The organism is Veillonella sp. AF36-20BH (assembly GCF_003602765.1).
Taxonomy (GTDB): Bacteria; Bacillota; Negativicutes; order Veillonellales; family Veillonellaceae; genus Veillonella; species Veillonella hominis.
Map to the genome: position 1 here is coordinate 146,283 of NZ_QTLR01000001.1, position 22,332 is coordinate 168,614.

The window sequence follows — 22,332 nt, forward strand, 5'->3', positions numbered from 1 at the left end:
ATTCAACGATAGTATAGCTAGGGGCCTATTTGATAATATACATATCTATTAATATGTTACCTATATATAGATGATATATCTTAATAGATACTATATCTGTATATATAATTTATCATCTCTATAGAATCTATTGAAAATACAAGATGATAGTGATAAGATTAAGTGTATATCAATATAAATGGAGGTTATTGTTATGAGCAAGAATATCGATTGGGATAATCTCGGTTTTGGTTATGTAGAAACCGACTACCGTTATTTGACTACATATAAAGATGGTAAATGGGACGAAGGTGGTCTAATTACTGATGCTAACGTTGTCCTTAATGAATGTGCTGGTGTATTCCAATACGCTCAAACTGTTTTTGAAGGTTTGAAAGCATACTATACAAAAGATGGTCACATCGTATGCTTCCGTCCAGATTTGAATGCAGAACGTTTGAATCAATCCTGTGAACGCCTTGTAATGCCTACATTACCTGAAGGTCGTTTCCTCGAAGCTGTAAAAGAAGTTGTAAAAGCAAATAAAGACTTTGTTCCTCCATATGGTCATGGTGCAAGCCTTTATATTCGTCCTTACATGATGGGTACAAACTCTGTTATCGGTGTAAAACCTGCTGATGAATATCAATTCCGTGTGTTTACAACACCAGTAGGCCCTTACTTTAAAGGTGGTGCTAAACCAATCAAAATTCGTATTACTGATTTTGATCGTGCAGCTCCTCATGGTACTGGCCATATTAAAGCTGGTTTGAATTATGCTATGAGTTTGTATGCTATCACTGATGCTCATAATGAAGGCTATGCAGAAAATATGTATCTTGATGCGGCTACTCGTACACATGTAGAAGAAACTGGTGGTGCTAACTTCATCTTTATTACTAAAGATGGTAAATTAGTTACACCTAAATCTGATAGTATTTTGCCATCCATTACACGTCGTTCTTTGATGTATGTAGCAGAACACTACCTTGGTATGACTGTAGAACATCGTCCTGTTCATAAAGATGAATTAAAAGACTTTGCTGAAATTGGTCTTTGTGGTACAGCGGCTGTTATTTCTCCAGTAGGTCAAATCGATACTCCAGAAGGCACTATTAATGTTCCTGCTGGCATGGATGATATGGGTCCTATCACTAAAAAATTATATGACACATTACTTGGCATTCAACATGGTGAAATCGAAGCTCCTGAAGGCTGGGTAGTTAAAATTTGCTAATTATTTAACTATGCAAATATGATTTAATTATGCAAACATGAAAGTATATAAAAATGGCATCTACCGTATGATAGATGCCGTTTTTTATTCTGCTAAAGATATTAGTAAACTAATGATTTTGATTGATAAATATTCTAGCTATATTTAGTTAGCGTTTGCTCTACTATGCACTTTAGCCATAAATTTTTCGTTGTTAATGACAAAGCGTTCATGTGTACCACGACCGATAATACCAATGCCATCAGAAGCTTCGATATCGAATGTGATTTTGCGACCTTCTACGGCGCTTACAATAGCTTTTGCTGTTACTGTTGCACCAAGTGGAGTAGGGGCTTCATGGGTGATGGATAAAGCAATACCTACAGTGCCTTCACCTTCTTCTAAGTATGGTTGTACTGCTGCTTGAGCCGCTTCTTCCATTAAAGCGCACATGGCCGGTGTGGCAAAGACATCTAAAGAACCAGATTTCATTGTTTTAGCAATATTAGATTCTGTAACTGTTACAGTAGCCGTAGCTGTTTGACCTGCTGATACCATATTATACCTTCTTTCATTAAGAAAATTCTCGTTATAATAGTATTATACATCTTTCGATAATTTTTATGCTAATGTAATGATACATATTTTATAGATATATGTATACGCCTCTAAAGCTATATCGGTTACCAATTTTAAATATATTAAAAAAAATAGCTATTCAGATTAGAATTAAAGAAATGTAACTAGTTATAACTGTTCTATAGAATACGTGATATAATGAAGCTAGTCTTTTTTATACGAGGTATATATGAGTAAAAGAAATTTAAAACCTTCTGGTGAAGGTTGGGTACAGTTAATAGCAGGCATAGGTTTTATTGTTTTATTAATTATTATAAATATTGTAGATCCTACATTTTATCCGACCATGTGGCACTTAGCAACAAGTGGCTCTATGGAAGAGGTAGCGGATTATATTCAAAGTTTTGGCCCTATGGCCATGTTGGTGAGTATGGTCCTCGATATTTTTGTTAACGCCGTAGGCTTTTTACCGTCAATTTTCATATCTACAGCAAACGGTTTAGTATTTGGCATGTGGCCAGGAATCATTATTTCTTGGTTGGCTGAAACAATTGGCGTAGTCATTAGCTTTTATATTATGCGTTACTTCTTACGTGATACAGCGGACAAGTTGATTGCTAAGAGTACGGTATTGATGAAAGTAGATGATTTTTCTGGTAAAAACGGTTTTGTGGTTATGTTATTTGCACGATCCTTACCGTACTTCCCATCTGGCGTTATTACAGCCTTAGGGGCCATTAGTAAAATTAAACCTAGAGATTATATATTGGCAAACTTGATTGGTAAATTCCCATCCACGGCTTTAGAAGTTGCCATCGGTACTGATATTGTAAATTTCCAAGAAAATATGGGGCGCTTAGGAATTATTGTTCTTGTTGCAGGTGTTGTATACTTCATTCTTTGGAAAGTATATAAGAACTATATTAATAAGAAAAATGCGGAACAAGAGCATGATCCTAATGCGTAATATAAAGTCTAATTAGGTAAGGCATTACAAAATAACTAATTAACTATAGACTGCTTACGTTCTAATAATGTAATATTCTTAATTTTTGATGTTAGTAATATTTTCTACTTAGAAGTATTTTCTACATAGTATATATGAAAGAGGCGATAGTATGAGCTTTTCTCTTCCTGAACGTGTAACCTTAAAAGGACCTAATTTTATTCGTGAAGTATTTGAACGTGGTGTAGGTGTGGAAGGCTTTATTAGCTTTGGTATTGGCAATCCTGCGCCTGAAGCGATTCCGGTAGAAGTCATCGAAAATGCTTTTGATGAAGTTGTACATTCTAATCCTATGAGCCTTTTACAATATGGTCCAATGCAAGGTGATGCACATTTAGCAGAACTTACATTAGAACGTTTAGTACAAACTCATAAGATGAATCCGGAAGGACAAGGTCTCATTATTTCCAATGGTGCAGGTCAATTATTAGGTCTTGTACCAATCACAGTTTTAGAACCAGGCGATGAAGTGTACATGGATGAATTTACTTTCACCAGTGCTATTAACTCTGTGCGAAACATGGGCGGTAAAGCAATAGGTATTAAAACTGATGAGTATGGTATGATTCCAGGTGAGTTAGAAAAAGCGGCTCAATCTGGTAAAGGTAAATATATTTATCTAATTCCTAACTTCCAAAATCCAACAGGCATTACTATGCCTTTAGAGCGCCGTAAGGAGATTTATGCTATTGCATCTAAATATGATTTATTTATCTATGAAGATGATCCATATGGTGAAATTCGTTTCGCCGGAGAATACATTCCAACGTTCAAATCCTTCGACACAGAAGATCGTGTTCTGTATGCAGGTTCTTATTCTAAAACATTATCTGCAGGCTTGCGCGTCGGTTTCTTATTTGGTCCAACTAAAATTATTGAAGCTATCCAAGCATTAAAAAATAATACGGCCGGTCAAATGCCATTAGTAACTCAAAAGGTGGTAGCGAAGGTTCTTGATACCATTGATTACGATGCTCATTTAGATAATGTACGAAAAGTATATAAAATGAAATGTGAAGCTTTACTTAACGCTTTTAAAAAGTATGCGAGTTCTAAAGTTTATTTGACACAACCTACAGGTGGTATGTTTGCATGGATGACGATGCCTGAGGATGTAGATTGTGATGTATTCTTTGAAACTTGTATGGACCGCAATGTAGGGATTATTAAATGTGGTGCCTTTGCAGCAGATGGAGCAGGAGAAGGTCATGCATTTCGTTTGAGCTATACGGTACCAACAGTAGAGGAAATTACAAAGGGGATGGAAATTCTCGGCGGGTTAACTAAAGAATTTTGTGGTGAGTAATATATTGATAATTTTTGATATAACGTGATACAATGTAAGCGTAGATACATTGTGTTTACCATATAAAAAAGTTTTTAATATAGATGTGAGGTATAGCCTCAAAGAAAGTAGGTGTTTACTATGGGTTGCGGTAGCAGCAGTGATTGTGGCGGATGCCCATCTCAATCTTCTGGTTGCGGTGGTGGCGCGCCTCAACAACCTCAAGATCTTACAGCTCAATTACACGAGCTTAGTTCTGTTAAACATGTAATTGGTGTAGTATCTGGCAAAGGTGGCGTAGGTAAATCCTCCGTTACCAGCTTGATGGCCATTACAATGGCGCGTAAAGGTTACAAAGTAGGTATCCTCGATGCGGATATTACAGGTCCTTCTATTCCTAAGATGTTTGGCATTAAGGAAAAGGCATATGCTGACGAAATCGGTATGTATCCTGTAAAATCTAAAGGCGGTATTGACGTTATGTCTGTTAACCTCCTTTTGGAAAACGATACAGATCCTGTTTTATGGCGTGGTCCTATTTTAGGTAATGTAGTAAAACAATTTTATACAGATGTTATTTGGAAAGACATCGATTATTTATTTGTTGATATGCCACCGGGAACAGGTGACGTAGCGATTACTGTATATCAATCCTTGAAATTGGACGGTATTATTATCGTTACATCTCCTCAAGACTTGGTATCCATGATTGTTGAAAAAGCAGTTAAAATGGCTGATTTAATGCAAGTGCCTATTATTGGTGTGGTGGAAAACTACTCTTACTTCCATTGCCCAGATAACGGTAAGGATTATCAAATTTTTGGTGAAAGCCACATCGAAGAAATCCTTCAAAAATACGGTCTATTATTGTTGAACCGTTTACCAATTGACCCAACTATTGCAAACCTTTGCGATAAAGGTAATATTGAGTCTATCGAAAAAACAAATTTAGAAGACGTATCTCTACCTGAATAGGATTCATCTGTTAAAGATATATAAAGCCGTCCCGATAGGGGCGGCTTTTTATGATAAAATATGAGTAGTTAATAGATAATTAATGTAAATATTGTAAAATAATATACATAATAAATTATTCAAGCTAATTGTACAAATTTTATATGATTTGTGCATAGGAGGGACCTATGAAGTTTGATAATGAACAATTATTAAAGTATATTGGCGCTTGTACATCTCCGTATCACACAGTAGATACAAGTTTACAAATGCTATTGGACTCAGGATTTACAGAGCTCAGTTTAGAAGATGAGTGGCAGTTAGACTCTGGTTCTTATGTAGTTAACGTGTTCGGCACCACCTTATTTGCCTTTCATATAGGGAAGAAACCAGAACATACATTACGTATTGCGTCGGCTCATACAGATTTTCCTGCTATTCGTGTTAAACCAAACCCTATAACCTCTATGAAAGGATACACAAAGTTAAATGTAGAAATGTATGGCGGGCTTATAGAAAATACATGGCTTGATCGTCCATTAGGTGCAGCAGGTACGGTTGTGTTAAAAGGAAAAAATGCCTTTGACGTAGATTCTGTTCTAGTCGATACAAAACGGCCTATCGCTATTGTTCCAAACCTAGCTATTCATATGAATCGCTCTGTTAATGATGGGGTTAAACTAAATCGTCAAAAAGAAATGCTTCCTATATTGATGATGGAACGTAATAATGAAGATAATCCTACAAAACCTTTAAATAATAGAAATAATCCAAGTTTATTTTCAGAATCAGATACTCAATACGATGAGTGGACAAAGTTTTTAGCTGATGAAGTAGATTGCGATCCTTCCGAAATATTATCTTATGAAATGACTTTATATCCTACGGAACAAGGCTGTGTACTCGGTACGGAAGGTGATTTCATTAGCTCACCTCGTTTAGATAATTTAACATCTTGCTTTGGTGTATTATCTGGTATTATTCAAGCCAAAAAAATGAATGTCAATGGTGTTCGCTGTGCTATACTTTTTGATAACGAAGAGGTGGGTAGTCGTACGAAACAAGGTGGGGCCGGCATGATATTACCAAATCTCGTTAAACGTGTGTATGACGCATTAGGATATTCTAATCAAGAGATGGACAGCTTTATCTCTAAGGGCTTTATGATTTCTTCCGATGTAGCGCACGGATTACACCCAAACTATCCAGAGAAAAATGATATTACGAATATTCCTGTACTTAATAAAGGGTTATCTCTCAAAATTGCATGTAGCCAATCTTACGCCGGAGATGCTAAGGCCATTGCTATCGTTAAAGGCCTTTGTGAAGAAGCGGATGCACAGTATCAGATTTATGTAAATCGTTCGGATATTCCAGGTGGATCTACTGTAGGTTCAATTTCATCAGCTATGTTACCAATCCGTACTATTGATGTAGGCTTGCCTCTTTTAGCAATGCATTCAGCTAGAGAATTGATGGGGGCAGCTGATCAAGAGCAATTAAATCGATTAATGAATCACTTTTTAGGTGGTAAATAATATAAAAATAGAATTTATTCGATGTATATTATTGAAAGACATATGATTTTTTGTAATGAACAGTAAAAAATATATTTTATACTTTCATAATTGGTATAATCCTTTAAATATAATGAAAATATTGTATAATAAGTATATATTATTATGAATATAAACCTCATCATAAATTTTGATGAGATCTCCCATAATATTGATTTATCTATAAGTATAGGAAATATTCATATATTAATAAAAATGAAAGCTGATAGTTCACATTTGTGGAAGCTAGTAGGAGGCAATACATGAGAAAAATTAAATCCGTATTGGTTGCCAACCGTGGAGAAATTGCGATCCGCGTGTTCCGTGCATGTAATGAAATGGGGATTAAAACTGTAGCCATTTACTCTAAAGAGGATACATTATCCTTGCACCGTAACCAAGCCGATGAAGCCTATCTCGTAGGGGAAGGGAAAAAACCAGTTGACGCATATCTTGATATTGAAGATATCATCCGTATTGCAAAAGAACATGACATCGATGCTATCCATCCAGGTTATGGCTTCTTATCTGAAAATGAAGGCTTTGCTCGTCGTTGTGAAGAAGAAGGAATTATCTTTATCGGGCCTAAAATCAAGCATTTGAATATGTTTGGTGATAAAGTAAATGCTCGTGAGCAAGCTAAATTAGCAAAAATCCCAATGATTCCAGGTTCTGATGGGGCTTTAAAAGATTATGCTCAATTAGAAGAATTTGCTGATACACATGGTTTTCCATTGATGATTAAAGCCGTTAATGGCGGCGGCGGTCGTGGTATGCGTGAAGTTCATCATAAAGAAGACCTTCGAGATGCATATGATCGTGCTAAATCTGAAGCGAAAGCTGCGTTTGGTGATGATGATGTATATGTAGAAAAACTTATCGTAGAGCCTAAACATATTGAAGTTCAAATCTTAGGTGACGAACATGGCAATGTAGTTCATTTGCATGAACGTGATTGCTCTGTTCAACGTCGTCACCAAAAAGTAGTTGAAATGGCGCCAGCCTTTGCGTTGTCATTAGAAACTCGTAAAGCTGTATGTGATGCTGCCGTTAAAATCATGAAAAATGTTGGTTATGTGAATGCAGGTACTGTAGAATTTTTGGTAACTGCTGATGGTAGCTTCTACTTTATCGAAGTTAATCCACGTATTCAAGTAGAGCATACTGTAACAGAAATGATTACAGATATTGACATTGTTCATGCTCAAATTAGAATCGCTGAAGGCTTTAGTTTACATAGCCCTGAAGTAGGTATTCCTGAGCAGGATAAAATTCCTTGTAAAGGCACTGCTATCCAATGTCGTATTACCACAGAAGATCCTAAAAATAATTTTATGCCTGATACCGGTAAAATCTTAGCGTACCGTAGCTCTGGTGGTTTTGGTATCCGTCTTGATTCTGGTAATGCTTTTACAGGTGCCGTTGTAACACCTTACTATGACTCCTTGCTTGTGAAAGCGACAGCATTTGGTCCTAACAACGAAGAAACTATTCGTAAAATGCTTCGTTGCTTAAAAGAGTTCCGTATTCGCGGTGTAAAAACAAATATTCACTTCTTGATTAATGTATTGGAACATCCTGAATTCCAAAGTGGTTCTTACAATGTAAACTTCATTGAAGAACATCCTGAATTATTCGAATTGAAACCAGATCGCGACCGTGGTACTAAATTATTACGTTACATTGCTGATGTTACAATTAATGGCTATTCTGGTGCAGGAGCTCAAGAGGTTCCTGACTTTGAACCGATTCAAATGCCATCTACTTTGGATGTAAGTCCAGCATCTGGTACAAAACAAAAATTTGATGAACTTGGACCAGATAAATTCAGTAAATGGTTATCGGAACAAAAACAAGTATTCTTCACTGATACCACTTGGCGTGATGCCCATCAATCCTTGTTTGCTACACGTCTTCGTACAATCGATATGGCTCGCGTAGCTGGTCATGCTGCAAAAGGTGTACCTAACTTATTCTCCTTAGAATGTTGGGGGGGTGCTACTTTTGACGTATCATACCGATTCTTACATGAAGATCCGTGGGAGCGTTTGCGCATGTTCCGTCGTGAAGTGCCAAATACATTGCTTCAAATGCTTCTTCGTGGTGCAAATGCCGTAGGTTACACATCGTATCCAGACAACGTAGTTCGTCAATTCATTCAACGGGCTGCTGCTAATGGTATTGATGCATTCCGCGTATTTGATAGCTTGAATAGTCTTGATAATATGCATGTTGCTATCGATGAAGTGCGTGCACAAAATAAAATAGCTGAAGTTGCATTGTGCTACACTGGCGATATCCTTGATGGTGCTCGTACAAAATACAACTTGGACTATTATGTGAATATGGCAAAAGATCTTGAAAAAGCTGGTGCCAATATTATTGCTATTAAAGATATGGCCGGCCTTTTAAAACCACAAGCTTCTTATAACTTGGTATCTGCCTTGAAAGATGCTGTCTCTGTTCCAATTCACTTACATACTCATGAAGGCTCTGGTAACTCTATCTATACATATGGCCGCGCTGTAGATGCTGGTGTTGATGTAATCGACTTAGCGTACTCTGCTTTTGCTAATGGTACTTCTCAACCTAGTATGAATTCCATGTACTATGCGTTGTCCGGTCATGAACGTCAACCAGAAATGAACATCGAGTATATGGAAGAAATGTCTCATTATTTTGGTAGTATCAGACCATATTACAAAGGTGTAGATAAAGCAGAAGCATATCCTAATACTGAAGTATATCAACATGAAATGCCAGGTGGACAATACTCTAACTTGCAACAACAAGCTAAAATGGTAGGGCTTGGTGATCGTTGGACAGATATAAAGAAAATGTACCACCAAGTAAACATGATGTTTGGTGATATCATTAAAGTTACACCATCCTCTAAAGTGGTAGGGGATATGACATTGTACATGGTACAAAACAACTTAACTGAAAAAGATATATACGAAAAAGGCGATGTATTGGATTTCCCTCAATCCGTAGTTGAATTCTTTGAAGGCCGTCTTGGTACTCCATATCAAGGCTTCCCTGAAAAATTACAAAAAATCATCTTGAAAGGTGCTCGCCCAATCACAGTTCGCCCTGGTGCTGTATTACCTCCAACAGATTTTGAACATATTCGTCATGAATTAAGCGAAATGGGAGCCCAAACAACTGATGAAGATATTAGTGCATATTGCTTGTATCCTAAGGTTTACCAAGATTACAATAAATTTGTAAAAGACTTTGGCGATGTATCTGTATTAGATACTCCAACATTCTTCTTTGGTATGAAACGGGGCGAAGAAATTCAAGTAACCATTGAAAAAGGTAAAACACTGATTATCAAGATGAATGGTTTCTCTGAACCTGATGAAGATGGTAACCGCATCGTATTGTTCGAGTTTAATGGTCAACCTCGTAGCATTAAGGTTCATGATAAACATGCTAAGACAACTGGTGTTGTTCGTCGCAAAGCGGATGAATCTAACCCTGGTGAAATTGGTGCTACATTGTCTGGTTCCGTTGTTAAGATTCTTATTAAGAATGGTCAATCTGTAGCTAAAGGTGAACCATTGATCGTTACAGAAGCGATGAAAATGGAAACAACAATTACAGCTCCTATTGATGGTATCGTAGAAGAAATTCTTGTACGTGAAGGTAGCCGTATCGAATCTGGTGACTGCTTGCTTCGTATTGAAGATGCTTTAAAACGATAAGCTAACAATCATTTAAAATTAAAAATATTATTTCTCAAATATTTCATAAAATGAAAAATTGAAGAATAATGGAAGAATCCCTAGGAAATCCTAGGGATTCTTTGTATTTTCAAGGGTTTCATGGTACTATATAATATAATGAAAATAAGTTATATAATACGCTTGTTTGCTGTACTTTTTGATAAAACGTCATAAAATCGTCAAAAATTATTAGCCAAAAATATTGGCTACGTTTTCCGCAGCGTTTTTTCTCATTTCATCAGAGTAATGTATGTAATTCTTTATGACTGTATCGACTGTATCACCAAGTAGCGATGCTACTGTTTTTATGTCTACATTGTTTGATAGTAGGGTAGTAGCATATGTATGTCTAAATGCATGAATGGACTTATTAGGTACATATAATTTAAGAATGTAGTTAGCCCTAGATGATTTAGCATTCTTTGTAGGGAATAACCTATCTGTTGTTGATGTGGTCTTATATGCTTTTAATATGTCTATTAGCCGTGGTGGTATTGGAACATCTCTGTATCCATTGTTGCTTTTTAGTGGAGAGAAGCCATGTAAACCATCACCAGTAATAGACCATTGTTTATTAATGGATATAATAGCTTTATCTAAATATATGTCATTCCATGTGATACCGATAATTTCTCCGTATCTAGCCCCTGTATAACGTGCAACCATGAACATGACATAATACATGTAGTGATTGCTTTTCATTCGTTCTATGGCTTTTAAATCATTTTCGTCTAGTAGTTTTAATTGTTGTTGCGTTCTATTAGTAAATGTAATTCCTTTACATGGATTAGTGGCTATAATGTGATAAGGTGATATAGCGTAATTGAATATGACATTTAGTATGCGTTTACATAACTTTTGCGTACTAACCGCATATGGTGATTGGCTAAACTCATTTCGTATCATTGTATGTGTTATATCCACTATCTTTTTATTTTTCAAATGTTCGACTACTCGTAATGAGTTACGATAGGTGAGTATAGATCCATACGATAGATTAATTTTATCCTTGGCAAAAATATCAAAAAATTGAATTAATGTAATATCCTTTAGACTATCATCGATTTGTGCGGTGATAGTCTTTTTTAGGTTATCGACTATTTGTTGCCCATAAAGTTTAGCATCTCTTTGCGTGGCGAAACCCTGTTTAGATTTCTGTTTCCATTTGTAGCCATCCTTATAGCTAACTATAATCTGAAACCCTTTATTTTTTTTTCTGATAGTGAAATTGTATTGCATATCGTTCCCTCGTTTCTAATTTTTCAAAAAATTTAGTGCTTTGACGTTTATTGATGTAACGAATTAGGGCGTACCCCAACCAAAATATAATACCTGATATGGTTGCACCGATTGTTTCGCCTTTATCTTGGATAATGATAAAAAATATCCCTGCAAATAAAAATGTAAATAAGTAGGTGGCAAGTGTGATGTTTATCATCTCTTTCTGTATCTCTTTGTATTTAGCTTTCATAATACACCTCTTATATATAACACCCTGTTCGCTCAAATATATTGAGTAGTTCAACAGTATCATTGAATGTTAAATATCGCTCATTTCTAATACTATCAATCATTCGTGGTGAGTTCCTCATGCAAGTGTGAGCAACTAAAAGAAAAGCAAATTTGTTAGCTTCGTATTCTTTTCTTTTTCTTTCGCTGTCTGTCAATAAATCAATCTCTATAAGATTAAAACCACCGCCATGTAAGTATATATGACCTAATTCGTGGGCAAGAGCCACTTTCTTTTGATTAATATTTATTTTGGAATTAATTACTATGTCTTTTGTAAAAGGCGTTTTAATTAACATTCCTTTGAGTTGTTTTGGCAACAATCTATAATGAACCCTAATTCTTAAATTCCTAGCAATAACATCTGGATCGTTCGACTTATGTTCTTTAATAATATCTAATACTTTTGGCAACATTCGTTTCATGATGTCTGATTATTTTTATCCCTTTCATCTTTTCTTGATGCAATTACACCTTTAATCACATTTTCAACTAATTGCTTTTCTTGCTTTGTAAGTTCATAGTTTCCATAAAACATTACTTTTACATCTTTGATATTAACTTTTGAGGTGTCTTTCTTTTTGATTGACGTCTCTTTTATTTTATTGTCGGTATCAGACAGTAAATCATTGATAGGAACTCCAAAATACTCGGCTAAAATTTTAACATTTTTTAAACTTGGTTCGCTTTCTCTGCTTTTCCATCTCGAAAAAGCACTTTGCGGAATGTTTGTACTTTGTGAAACTTGATAGGCGGACACACCAGCCTTGCGCATTAGTTCGTCTATTTTATCATATAACATGGTACACCTCGATAAAAATAAAAACACATTTTAGAAATTAAATAAATATTTTAAAAAAATTAAAAAGTGTTTACTAGACTACTAACGAAAACGGAAGTACAATACAAGAGTAAGGTGCTTATGAAAACGTAAGTAACCAGATGGATTACAGTAAGTGGCTATAGTAGAAAATTAACGCTTACTATATCGCAAGTATACCAAACGTAAAGGGGGTGTGTAAATGATAAAAACTGTATACATGAATATTAAAAAGGAGATGGACAAAAAAGGTGTTTCTGCCTACCAACTTTCTAAGGAAACAGGTATAAATCAAGGCATTATATCTCGTTGGAAAAATGGCATCCAATCACCTAACGTTTCTAACCTTATTAAGTTGGCTAACTATTTCGATTGTGGTGTAGAAGAGTTAACAAAGGGGGTGTCGTTAGATAGATAGTTTAGTTTACACCGTCAACCAAGTGGCAAAACTATTTCAGATTTCACAGACAGCAGTATACGACCTAAGAAATAGAGGAGTGCTAAAACAACTACCAAATGTAAGTGGTGTTAGGTTTAGCAAAAAAGAGGTTGAAGCACTAGCAGGGATTGAAAGTGAATACTCGGCTATTGGTTACAGAAAGTTAAAAAACGAAGTGGAACGATTGGAAAAAGAAAACAATCGTTTGAAAAGTGAAATTAAAAAAATCACCAGCCAAATGCTAGTGATAGTAGGTAATGAGTTATGAAATTGATTTGGTTTATAAGAGTAGTGGCCTTTTTGATGGTAGCTGGAACAATAGGTTCAGTAGAAATCGATAGAATTGATTTCTATACCGCATTCCTTCAAGTTGCCCTAGGGTTCGCACTGCTAATATTGAGTAACTTTTGGGTAAGAGAAATAAAAAAAGCACGCTAGGCCGTAGGAAAGCAAGCGTGCGTGTAGAGTGATTTACTCTACTTGTATTTTAACACAAATATAAGGAGAAACAAAACATATGGAAACAGTTGATGTAATTGTACAACCAGCTATCGAACCACAAGTTATTGATAGCAATTTAACTTTAACTTGGAATAACGCAGAACTTGCGAAGTACCTTGAAGAGAAACTAGAAAAATACAATGGGTTAGTTGTTACGGAAGATAACCTAAAAGAAATGAAATCTGTACTGAAAGAGATTGTTTCTATCCGTACTAAGTTAACACGATTTGGTACTGACAAAAAACGTGAATTAAAAATTCCGTATAATACATTCACCGCAGAACTAGAACAAGTGCTTGCAGTTGTAAGTAGAGTTGAAAATCCTATCGCAAATCAAATCAATGAATTTGAACAACAAGAAATGTTGAAACGTAGGGACACAGTCATCGCCATGATGAATGACAAGGTAAAAGCATTGGGAATTAGAGACGAATACAAAATAAGAATTGTACCTAATCACAAATGGTGGGAAAACAAAACCGCCAAAATGTCAGATGTTGCACTAGCCATTGATGAAATGGTTAAAGGTGTTTTAGAACAACAACAAAACGATGATGATCTAAAGCGTATGCAGGCTGAAAAAGTAGAAATGATTAAGATGAAAATTGATTTATTTAATCAAAACTACGCACTAGATACACCTATCCAATACGAAGAAATTAAACATCGTGTTGATAATATTCCGTTTGGTGAATTGGATAATGTACTTTCCAATGAATTTGAAAAGCGACTTGAAATTGAAATGAAAGCGAAAGAACCTCAACAAACGGAACCAGTATTCACAGAACAATCACAAGTGCCAGAGGAAATCATAGAGGAAGTAAAAACAGTAACTTATGTCGTAAAGAATATTAATACAAGACAACGTAAAGCAATTAACGATACATTAATTCGATTAGGTGTTGAATGGAGCGAAATTTAATGAATAGAAGTGAAACTATAACAGAAATAGCTAAAGCATTAGCAAAATTTCAATCAGAAGTATCTGATCCAAACAGAACAAAAGAAAATGCATTTCTAAAATCAAAGTATGTAACGCTAGACAGTTTACTACAGGCAGTTAGACCTGTATTAGCAAATAATGGATTATCTTTTTTGCAAGTACCTTTTACAGGTGCTGATGTAGTATCTGTAACTACTATGTTGTTACATGAAAGCGGTGAATGGTTGGAAAGCGACCCTTTCACATTACCGCTAATGAAAAAAGACCCTCAAGGTGTTGGCAGCGTTGTAACGTATGCACGAAGATATTCCTTATCCTCTATTTTAGGTGTGGCTTGGGATGAAGATGACGATGCACAAAGTAATAATGAAACGGAATTAACAAAACAAATACTACATGAAGTAACTGAAATTGTAAAAGTAAAAGGTATTCCAAACGAAACAGTAGCATCTTACATAAAAACAACTTTCAACAAATCATCCTCAAAACTTTTAGACCTAACAGAATTAAAACAAGTTAAATCTTGGTTAATGTCATTATGAAGTTAACTGCTAAAGGAATTGAATTACTAAGAAGTCCTATGGGTGTAATGCTGGTGATACCAGCACCTCACGATAACGATTTATCGAAGATAAAACCTGATAAAGAATACGATGTTGAGATAAAAGAAAAACGTAAACAACGTAGTCTAACCGCAAATAATTATATGTGGCTTATATGCCAAAAGATTGCAAATGTTTTAAGCAAACATTCTTACACATCAAAAGATGATGTGTATAGAAAAGCAATATTAGATAGTGGAGCGTTTACATATGTTCCTATTCGTGAAGATGCGGTTGATAGATACATTCAAGTGTGGCAGTCAGGCGGAACTGGTTGGATAGCGGCGGATGTTGGTAAATGTCAAAATCTTGATGGTTTCCATAACGTTAAATGTTACCACGGATCATCAGTATATACAGTTGAAGAAATGCAACGGCTTATTGATTGCTTAGTCGATGAGTACAACCAACTTGGAATAAAACTTGATGATAGCGATTACATTCAATCGCTAGTTAGGGAGTGGGGGAATGAACAAAAGAAAAAGGCTTGATGATAAACTCTACAAAATTACAAGACCACAAGCTATTGAACGAGATAGTATAGATGGTTATCCGTGTTGTGTAATATGTGGTGCACCTGCTACAGAGGTACACCACATATTGCCTAGGGGTAGAGGTGGTACAAGCGAACTAAACAACTTAGCGTGTTTATGCAGATATTGCCATGAGAACTTAGCACACGGAGTATTTGCAAAGGAAACACAACGTAAGTTAGAAGAGAGGAATAGAGATTTATGTTAGTTAAAGACTTAATTAATAAATTAAAACGAGTTAATGAAAACAATGAAGTCGTTATTGTTGATAACTATGATAATGTTTTTTCGAAAATCGAAGTTTTGATTGCCAAAAACGGACAAGATAAAACAAAGGAACTCGCAGTTATTGATGTTGATTTTTAGGAAAGAGGTTAGATTAGTATGAAAAGAATTGATGTTGTTGAACTATATGTGAAGAAACGCATTGAGAAATTAGAAGAAACACAAGGTGAATACAAAGTAAATGCAAAAGAAATTACAGAACTAAAGGATGTATTAGATGTAATTAATCAAACGCAACCAAATGTTAAATATGCCAGCGTTGGTAAAATTAATGGTTAGCATATGAGCGAACCAAAACGATACTTTTGGTTGAAGTTGCACAAAGACTTCTTCCAAAGAAAAGAAATCAAACGATTGAGAAAGATTGCAGGTGGTGATACTTATACAATTATCTATCTCAAAATGTTATTACGTTCAATCATGAGTGATGGAAAACTTTACTTTGACGGACTTGAAGATGATTTTGCATCAGAACTCGCATTAGATCTTGATGAAAAGGAAGAGAATGTACAAATAACAATACAGTACCTACTTAAAAGTGGACTACTCGAAATGTGTTCTGACGAAGAATACTATCTACCAGATACAAAAGATAGTACAGGGTGTGAAACAGCTGCGGCTAGCAGAATGCGTAAGTGTAGAGCTAAAAAAGATAAGTTGGAGCGTAACAATGTTACACCAATGTTACAAAGTGGTTACGGAGAGATAGAGATAGAGTTAGAGAAAGAGAAAGAGTTAGAGATAGATAGTAGTGCAAAAAGCACTACAACAAAACGCAAGCGCTTTGAAAAACCTACTCTATCTGAAATCAAACAATACTGTATTGAACGAGGTAATAAAGTAGATGCACAACATTTTTATGACTATTACGAAAGTAATGGCTGGAAAGTTGGCAAAAACTCAATGAAGAACTGGCAAGCAGCAGTTCGAACTTGGGAAAAAAATAGTTATACAAAAACAACAAATCAACAAAAGAAAACAAATACAGAACAAACATTAGATGCGATTTACAAGGTTATGAATGAGAGCGAGGTGGAATATGGCGAAAGCGGATGTAATGGAAGTAATTCTGTTGTTACAATCAACGATACCAAATTCTAAATTGTCAGAGGAAAACGTGAGAGCGTATGTACTGTTCTTATCTGATATAAACCCTGTTACGTTAAAGCAAGCGGTGATTAACCTTGTGCGAATTAATAAAATCAAGTTTTATCCCTCTGTAGGTGAGATATTATCCGCTTGTGAAGAAATAAGTAACTATGTAAACGCATATGAAGAAATCCCAACTGCACAGGATGCATGGGAAAAGGTTAGGCGATGCGTTAGTACATATAGCTACGAGCATGGGTTAGAACATTTAGATGGGATAACTTTGCAAGCAGCTAAAACAATTTGGTCATCCTTTAACCCAAGAATGGGTGATGACTATAACGAGCCTAGTTGTAGATCACAATTCGTTCGTTGCTATGAACAACTGGCAGAACGAGAGCAACGCAGCAAAAAAGTAGCAAATGCGATAAAAGAAAATCATGTATTGTTGCAAGCAAGAAAGAAAGCAGAACGTGAACGTGCGTTGATTGCTGCTGGTCAAAAGAAAATAGAAATGACTACCACAGGTAATTTGGTAGAAGTGGCCAAAGAACCAGTAGAGGTAGCAGAAATAATCAACAAAAGCAAAATATCTGATAAAGGTAAAGAGTTATTAAAACAGGCAATAGGGGGATAGATGAAACAAAAGCCAAAGGAATTTGAAGTGAGTTGCAATGTATCGTTCAATGTTAGTTTTACAGTACTAGCAACCAGCGAAGAACAAGCAAGGGTAAAGCTTGATAACCTACTTGAAATTATGCGGAATGAGGCAACAGTCGATTGCCATATTCATAAAGACTACGATGTGTACATTGATGAGTGTGAGGCATCTTTAAACAAAATGCATTATTACTAAGGAGGTGTAGGTTGATTAGTCGAAAACATAAGATGGTGATAACCATTGAAATACCTTTAACAGTAGAAACTGTTGAGGAGGCGAATAAGCAAATGACTATGATTATGCAAGCTGATTGCAAAACATTTGATAACATTCGTGAAATGCTTAGAGCCTACAAAGGGAAGATGTACATCGAAAGAAAGTTGATTGGTAAATAAGGAGGATAAATGAACACAGTACAAATTTTAGGTAATTTAGCACGTGATCCAGAAGTGCGTTATACCCAAAGTGGTCGAGCGGTGGCCACATTCACAGTAGCAGCAACTAACACCTATATTGACTCCACAACAAATGAAACGAAAGAACAAACTGCTTTCGTCAACTGTGTGGCTTGGGGGAAGTTAGGTGAAAGTGTAGGCAACTTGCGTAAAGGCAATAGAGCGTTCGTTGAGGGTAGACTTCAAACACGTTCTTATGAAACACAAGATGGTCAAAAGCGATATGTAACCGAAGTGGTAGCTGGCTTTGTAGGAACATCATTGTTAAACGATGATAACGCACCAAGTAATTTTGATAGTTTTGAAAACACAAATCAAAACGAAAACATTCCATTCTAAGAGGTGAAAAAACATGGTTGAATTAACAATTGTTATGAATTGTGGAACAGGCACATATGAAACTGAAACTTTTGAAGATAAAAAAGCATTTGAACGTGCTATACGAAATGTGCAAATAGGCAACGAAACAGTGATTACTTTTACTGATGAACGAAAAAGATTTATTTCCGTATCGCCTGCAAATTGCATTATTGAATGTACAGAGTTGAAAAGGTAAATAACATATGCATATATGGGGGCTATTTGATGATGGCAACGGCTGCTATCGTCAAGCGGTAGATGAATACAACGTGAATATGGGGGGGCAACACACGATCACATCAATAGGTATTGGTAATGCGTGCATAAACCAAGACCTTGCAGTTAATACATTACATAAACCCAACGCACTATGGGGACAGTTGGACAAGCTAGATAGACCTGATGTTATTCTAGCTAGTCCACCTTGTGAAAGCTGGAGCGTAGCAAGTGCGATGAAAGGTGGTAATGCGTGTTGGAAGCAAGAAAAGGATATGACTATAAACCTATTTGGTGAATATGAACAAGGAAGTAAATTCACAATCAGAAATCAAGCTGACTATGAAAACTATCAATTTAAATATGATAAGTCATTTCTAACACGTATCAATGGTGAGATGTGTATCTATAACACACTAAAAATCATTGAGAGATATCAACCTAAAGTATTTGTGATTGAAAACCCAGCATATGGGCGGATATGGGAATATATAGCAAATGTGATAGGGTTCGATGTTCCTTATGAAAACCTAACCTATTACAACAATTATGATTATCCAGTTAAGAAACCAACGAAATTTGGTAGTAATATCGATTTAAAGTTATTAAATGACAATATAAAGCCTAATTTACAATGGGCAGACTTAAAAAGTAATGGTAATCGATATAACACAAGGTCAAATATTCCGTTGGAGTTAGTAAAAGACATCTTAAAACAATGTGAGCAATATGTAGAGAGGTAAATCTTGAAAAAAGCATTAATAAAAGGTTGCAAAAGTGATGAATGGTATACACCTATAGAAACAGTTCAAATGATGCTTAATGTATTCCCGCCGAAAGTTGGCGATAAAATCTTATTGCCGTTTGATACAGATAAAAGCAATTTTACAAAAATTGTTACGCGCAATTATGATCCATTAGCTATATACGGCATTAGTGATTTTTTAACCAAAGAATATGAATTTGATTATTTAATCACTAACCCACCGTATAGCAATAAAGATGAAATTATAGCGAGATGTATCGAAACGGGGCGCCCGTGTGTACTGATATTACCCATAGATACACTGGGGGGGTACAAAGGCATAAATTGTTTAGCGAAACTAATATAAGTGTATACGTACCAACTAAGCGCATTAAATTTATAAGTGAAACGGGCGAGCATACAAAATCGCCCGCACATCATAGCATTATTGTTATGATTAATGCTCCGAAAACGGAAATAGCGTTTGAATATCAAAATAAAGGGTGTGGCAAATGAAGAAACTTTTAAAAGCAAATGATTTAACATATACACATGAACAATTTGCAAGTGCTTTAACCATTGTTATTGGAAATAGAATTTTAAAACCAAAAGTAACGGCGAACTCTTATTGTATTATGCTTGAATACAATGTTAAAAATGGCAGAAAGCCGGGGCGGTTACGGCAAGTAATTTCAAAAATGAACATGCAACATTTTAACGGAACAATGGAAACATATTTGTATCATGTTAGGGAACAGATTAAGCACTTATTAACAAAAGAGGAATTGAATTATGACGAATGAACAAGGGGCAAAATGGTTATTACAAGAAATGTACGATGAGGGGTATCGTGATATTAAGATTATAGGTGTATACGCCTATTTCATAAACCCTACTTTTATCGAAAATGGTGGACATTTTAAAGTGCGGGAGCATACTCCACGTATTCCGTGTAAGGTGCTTGGGTTGGGAGCCGGTAAAAAGGAATATTCCATTGCCAGCCTATTGGGTATTGTGGAATGGGAAAGAGTTCCAGTTGATACACCTATACTTATAAAAGCAACATGTGAAATATTGAAACGTTATTTTGCAAAGTATGAAAATGGTTATGTTTATTTTTATAGCGACGGCCGAACAAGTTGGAACTATGAAGAAATGAGAATGGTAGAACAAAGATACGTGGAGTTAGCGGAAAATGAGCGTGATTGATATTACTTTGAAAGGTCGCCCAGCAACCAAAAAAAATAGCGGGCGTATTATATCTAAAAGCGGGAAGCCTATTATAATACCGTCAGAAACCTATATAAACTACGAAGAGTCTTGTTTATGGCAACTGGCCGGAAAGAAATTGCATATATCTGGCATCGTAGTTGTTGAATGTAGGTATTATCTTCCTAATAAAAGAAGTTGGCCGGACTTAATCGGGTTGTTACAAGCAACTAGCGATATATTAACAAAAGCTGGTGTGATTGACGATGATAAATGGATATGTTCGTACGGTGAAAGCTGCATAGCTGGTATTGACAAAGAAAACCCACGGGCAGAAGTTCGCATTATGGATAGACGAAATGCCGTATTGGGACAACTTTTAAAATAGGGGGATGCTAAATGGGTTTTATCTGTAAGCTAAAGAAGTTTGCATTTGGTCGTGAAGAAGAAAACATAATTAAGGTTAAGCGATTTATGCATAGTGCGTTGTTACCGAAAATGGGTAGTGCAGATGCTGCCGGAATGGATTTTTACCAACCGGAAAGTGTAGTTATCGAGCCGCATCAAACACAATATGTAACGCTAGGTCTAGCATTGGAAATTCCAAAGGGGTATATGTTAATGCTCGCCCCAAGATCGAGCATGAGTAAAACGCCGTTAGTTATTCCGAATTCGTTCGGCGTGATTGATGCAGATTACCGCGGGGAAATTAAAGGCATATTTAAAAATACCAGCGATAATGCGTATCTAATTAAAAAAGGTGATAGATTATTGCAAGGTATCCTTGTACCGGTTGGCGCATTAAAGTTGTTAGAAGTTGATGAACTAACAGAAACGGCGCGCGGTTCTGGTGGTATTGGTAGTACTGGTAAATAGTTGTTTTAAATAAAGAAAGGTGGGCGGTTAAATATCCGCCCTATTATAAGAGGTGAATTATATTAATGAGGAAAAGGGAGAGTGGATAGAAAGTGTCTAAAAGATATGTGAAAAAGGTTAGTGAAATTCAAGCTATACAATACAACGGCACTAACGCTATGGAAATTGTCGATTTTGTTGATAATGTAATTGGTATTGATTGGTATGAGGGGGCATCATTAGAAATTACAACAAATAATGAAATAATCGAATGTTGTAAAAGTGATTACATTGTTAAAAATAATAAAGGTAAATTTAGAGTTTACGAGGCAAATGAATTTGAAAAGGATTATAGCGAGGTAGAAGAAGATGATTAGTGATAAACAAGGTAGAGAATGGTTACTTCAAAAGCTATATGATGATGGCTGGAAATATTATGTTAAGAATATCGGTGATACTGCATTTGTAACAACAAAAAGACCAGTTATGAATGATGGTATATTAGATATAAATAGTGGTGGTCATGTAAAGTGTATTAATAACATAAGCAAAATAATGCCAAAAATAGAGCGGAATGAAGTGTTAAACATTGCAGAAGAATTAGGTATTGTTAATTGGTCGGAAGTACCAGTTGATACACCGATTTTTGTAAGGAATAGTATTGAAGAAGTGTGGAAGTGTAGATATTTTGCCGAATATAAAGATGGAAAAGTGTATACGTGGCGTGATGGGAAGACATCTTGGAGTAATGTAATATCTGATAGACCTGTTGTTTGGGGGTATGCGGAATTAGCAGAGGAATAA

32 protein-coding genes are annotated in these 22,332 nt (G+C 35.6%); 27 read left to right on the forward strand and 5 right to left on the reverse strand.

Annotation, left to right across the window (positions count from 1 at the left end):
* The first annotated feature begins 193 nt into the window (after positions 1-193).
* Positions 194-1,216, forward strand: coding sequence for a branched-chain amino acid aminotransferase (locus DW000_RS00680; RefSeq protein WP_004697304.1), 1,023 nt, complete (start codon positions 194-196; stop codon positions 1,214-1,216).
* Between the two features lie 144 nt (positions 1,217-1,360).
* Here the strand turns inward: DW000_RS00680 and DW000_RS00685 are convergent, their stop codons facing one another.
* On the reverse strand, positions 1,361-1,753 hold the full coding sequence (locus DW000_RS00685) for a thioesterase family protein (RefSeq protein ID WP_004692969.1): 393 nt from the start codon (positions 1,751-1,753) through the stop codon (positions 1,361-1,363).
* A 250-nt stretch (positions 1,754-2,003) separates the two neighbouring features.
* Between DW000_RS00685 and DW000_RS00690 the strand changes: the two genes are divergently transcribed.
* The 5 genes from DW000_RS00690 (at position 2,004) to DW000_RS00710 (ending at position 10,285) form a co-directional block, all read left to right on the forward strand.
* Complete coding sequence (locus DW000_RS00690; RefSeq protein WP_120054671.1) at positions 2,004-2,741, forward strand: TVP38/TMEM64 family protein; 738 nt, start codon at positions 2,004-2,006, stop codon at positions 2,739-2,741.
* A gap of 151 nt (positions 2,742-2,892) precedes the next feature.
* Entirely contained in the window at positions 2,893-4,086 is a 1,194-nt protein-coding gene (locus DW000_RS00695) for a PLP-dependent aminotransferase family protein (RefSeq protein WP_120054672.1), read from the forward strand.
* Between the two features lie 120 nt (positions 4,087-4,206).
* On the forward strand, positions 4,207-5,040 hold the full coding sequence (locus DW000_RS00700; RefSeq protein WP_012864228.1) for an Mrp/NBP35 family ATP-binding protein: 834 nt from the start codon (positions 4,207-4,209) through the stop codon (positions 5,038-5,040).
* A 167-nt stretch (positions 5,041-5,207) separates the two neighbouring features.
* The gene (locus DW000_RS00705) at positions 5,208-6,557 is read left to right on the forward strand and encodes a M18 family aminopeptidase (protein ID WP_120054673.1); all 1,350 of its coding nucleotides are present in this window, start codon (positions 5,208-5,210) and stop codon (positions 6,555-6,557) included.
* Positions 6,558-6,838: 281 nt separating this feature from the next.
* The gene (locus DW000_RS00710; RefSeq protein WP_120054674.1) at positions 6,839-10,285 is read left to right on the forward strand and encodes a pyruvate carboxylase; all 3,447 of its coding nucleotides are present in this window, start codon (positions 6,839-6,841) and stop codon (positions 10,283-10,285) included.
* A 210-nt stretch (positions 10,286-10,495) separates the two neighbouring features.
* Here DW000_RS00710 and DW000_RS00715 read toward each other — a convergent pair whose 3' ends face one another.
* Genes DW000_RS00715 through DW000_RS00730 form a run of 4 tightly spaced genes read right to left on the reverse strand, consistent with a single transcriptional unit; the run spans position 10,496 to position 12,617 of the window.
* Positions 10,496-11,545 (reverse strand): site-specific integrase, encoded by a 1,050-nt coding sequence (locus tag DW000_RS00715; protein WP_120054675.1) that lies wholly within the window; start codon positions 11,543-11,545, stop codon positions 10,496-10,498.
* Positions 11,511-11,777 (reverse strand): hypothetical protein, encoded by a 267-nt coding sequence (locus DW000_RS00720; protein ID WP_120054676.1) that lies wholly within the window; start codon positions 11,775-11,777, stop codon positions 11,511-11,513. Before DW000_RS00720 ends, DW000_RS00715 begins: the two co-directional genes overlap by 35 nt.
* A 10-nt stretch (positions 11,778-11,787) precedes the next feature.
* Positions 11,788-12,240: an ImmA/IrrE family metallo-endopeptidase gene (locus DW000_RS00725; RefSeq protein ID WP_120054677.1), complete on the reverse strand. Its 453-nt coding sequence runs from the start codon at positions 12,238-12,240 to the stop codon at positions 11,788-11,790.
* Positions 12,237-12,617, reverse strand: coding sequence for a helix-turn-helix transcriptional regulator (locus DW000_RS00730; protein WP_120054678.1), 381 nt, complete (start codon positions 12,615-12,617; stop codon positions 12,237-12,239). Before DW000_RS00730 ends, DW000_RS00725 begins: the two co-directional genes overlap by 4 nt.
* Positions 12,618-12,837: 220 nt before the next feature.
* On the opposite strand from DW000_RS00730, the gene DW000_RS00735 reads away from it, so the two are divergent.
* The 21 genes from DW000_RS00735 to DW000_RS00835 all read left to right on the forward strand — a co-directional run bounded on the left by DW000_RS00735 (position 12,838) and on the right by DW000_RS00835 (position 22,332).
* On the forward strand, positions 12,838-13,053 hold the full coding sequence (locus tag DW000_RS00735) for a helix-turn-helix transcriptional regulator (protein WP_120054679.1): 216 nt from the start codon (positions 12,838-12,840) through the stop codon (positions 13,051-13,053).
* On the forward strand, positions 13,046-13,342 hold the full coding sequence (locus tag DW000_RS00740) for a helix-turn-helix domain-containing protein (RefSeq protein WP_120054680.1): 297 nt from the start codon (positions 13,046-13,048) through the stop codon (positions 13,340-13,342). The genes DW000_RS00735 and DW000_RS00740 overlap by 8 nt, the downstream gene beginning before the upstream one ends.
* Before the next feature lie 249 nt (positions 13,343-13,591).
* Positions 13,592-14,497 carry a DUF1351 domain-containing protein gene (locus tag DW000_RS00745; protein ID WP_120054681.1) on the forward strand — a complete coding sequence of 302 codons (906 nt, stop codon included), beginning with the start codon at positions 13,592-13,594 and terminating at the stop codon, positions 14,495-14,497.
* Complete coding sequence (locus DW000_RS00750) at positions 14,497-15,060, forward strand: ERF family protein (RefSeq protein WP_165850965.1); 564 nt, start codon at positions 14,497-14,499, stop codon at positions 15,058-15,060. The genes DW000_RS00745 and DW000_RS00750 overlap by 1 nt, the downstream gene beginning before the upstream one ends.
* A complete protein-coding gene (locus DW000_RS00755; protein ID WP_133300040.1) occupies positions 15,057-15,611 on the forward strand; it encodes a hypothetical protein in 555 nt (184 codons plus the stop codon). Before DW000_RS00750 ends, DW000_RS00755 begins: the two co-directional genes overlap by 4 nt.
* A gap of 243 nt (positions 15,612-15,854) precedes the next feature.
* Positions 15,855-16,019 (forward strand): hypothetical protein, encoded by a 165-nt coding sequence (locus DW000_RS09785; RefSeq protein ID WP_165850967.1) that lies wholly within the window; start codon positions 15,855-15,857, stop codon positions 16,017-16,019.
* An 18-nt stretch (positions 16,020-16,037) separates the two neighbouring features.
* Positions 16,038-16,217, forward strand: coding sequence for a hypothetical protein (locus DW000_RS00765; RefSeq protein ID WP_120054685.1), 180 nt, complete (start codon positions 16,038-16,040; stop codon positions 16,215-16,217).
* 3 nt (positions 16,218-16,220) lie between these two features.
* The gene (locus tag DW000_RS00770) at positions 16,221-17,039 is read left to right on the forward strand and encodes a phage replisome organizer N-terminal domain-containing protein (RefSeq protein WP_120054686.1); all 819 of its coding nucleotides are present in this window, start codon (positions 16,221-16,223) and stop codon (positions 17,037-17,039) included.
* A complete protein-coding gene (locus DW000_RS00775) occupies positions 16,978-17,664 on the forward strand; it encodes a hypothetical protein (protein ID WP_120054687.1) in 687 nt (228 codons plus the stop codon). Before DW000_RS00770 ends, DW000_RS00775 begins: the two co-directional genes overlap by 62 nt.
* Entirely contained in the window at positions 17,665-17,883 is a 219-nt protein-coding gene (locus DW000_RS00780) for a hypothetical protein (RefSeq protein ID WP_120054688.1), read from the forward strand.
* A gap of 11 nt (positions 17,884-17,894) precedes the next feature.
* The gene (locus DW000_RS00785; RefSeq protein WP_120054689.1) at positions 17,895-18,083 is read left to right on the forward strand and encodes a hypothetical protein; all 189 of its coding nucleotides are present in this window, start codon (positions 17,895-17,897) and stop codon (positions 18,081-18,083) included.
* 9 nt (positions 18,084-18,092) lie between these two features.
* Positions 18,093-18,482, forward strand: coding sequence for a single-stranded DNA-binding protein (ssb, locus tag DW000_RS00790; protein ID WP_120054690.1), 390 nt, complete (start codon positions 18,093-18,095; stop codon positions 18,480-18,482).
* A gap of 13 nt (positions 18,483-18,495) precedes the next feature.
* Positions 18,496-18,699 (forward strand): hypothetical protein, encoded by a 204-nt coding sequence (locus tag DW000_RS00795; protein WP_120054691.1) that lies wholly within the window; start codon positions 18,496-18,498, stop codon positions 18,697-18,699.
* A gap of 7 nt (positions 18,700-18,706) precedes the next feature.
* Positions 18,707-19,462, forward strand: coding sequence for a DNA methyltransferase (locus DW000_RS00800; RefSeq protein WP_120054692.1), 756 nt, complete (start codon positions 18,707-18,709; stop codon positions 19,460-19,462).
* A 3-nt stretch (positions 19,463-19,465) separates the two neighbouring features.
* Positions 19,466-19,831, forward strand: a complete 366-nt coding sequence (locus tag DW000_RS00805) for a hypothetical protein (RefSeq protein ID WP_120054693.1) — start codon at positions 19,466-19,468, stop codon at positions 19,829-19,831.
* Positions 19,832-19,976: 145 nt separating this feature from the next.
* Positions 19,977-20,267: a hypothetical protein gene (locus DW000_RS00810; protein WP_120054694.1), complete on the forward strand. Its 291-nt coding sequence runs from the start codon at positions 19,977-19,979 to the stop codon at positions 20,265-20,267.
* On the forward strand, positions 20,257-20,673 hold the full coding sequence (locus tag DW000_RS00815; RefSeq protein WP_120054695.1) for a hypothetical protein: 417 nt from the start codon (positions 20,257-20,259) through the stop codon (positions 20,671-20,673). The genes DW000_RS00810 and DW000_RS00815 overlap by 11 nt, the downstream gene beginning before the upstream one ends.
* The gene (locus DW000_RS00820; protein ID WP_120054696.1) at positions 20,660-21,061 is read left to right on the forward strand and encodes a RusA family crossover junction endodeoxyribonuclease; all 402 of its coding nucleotides are present in this window, start codon (positions 20,660-20,662) and stop codon (positions 21,059-21,061) included. Before DW000_RS00815 ends, DW000_RS00820 begins: the two co-directional genes overlap by 14 nt.
* 11 nt (positions 21,062-21,072) lie before the next feature.
* Positions 21,073-21,549, forward strand: coding sequence for a dUTP diphosphatase (gene dut / locus DW000_RS00825; protein ID WP_120054697.1), 477 nt, complete (start codon positions 21,073-21,075; stop codon positions 21,547-21,549).
* Between the two features lie 92 nt (positions 21,550-21,641).
* Positions 21,642-21,905 (forward strand): hypothetical protein, encoded by a 264-nt coding sequence (locus DW000_RS00830; protein WP_120054698.1) that lies wholly within the window; start codon positions 21,642-21,644, stop codon positions 21,903-21,905.
* A complete protein-coding gene (locus tag DW000_RS00835; protein ID WP_120054699.1) occupies positions 21,898-22,332 on the forward strand; it encodes a hypothetical protein in 435 nt (144 codons plus the stop codon). The genes DW000_RS00830 and DW000_RS00835 overlap by 8 nt, the downstream gene beginning before the upstream one ends.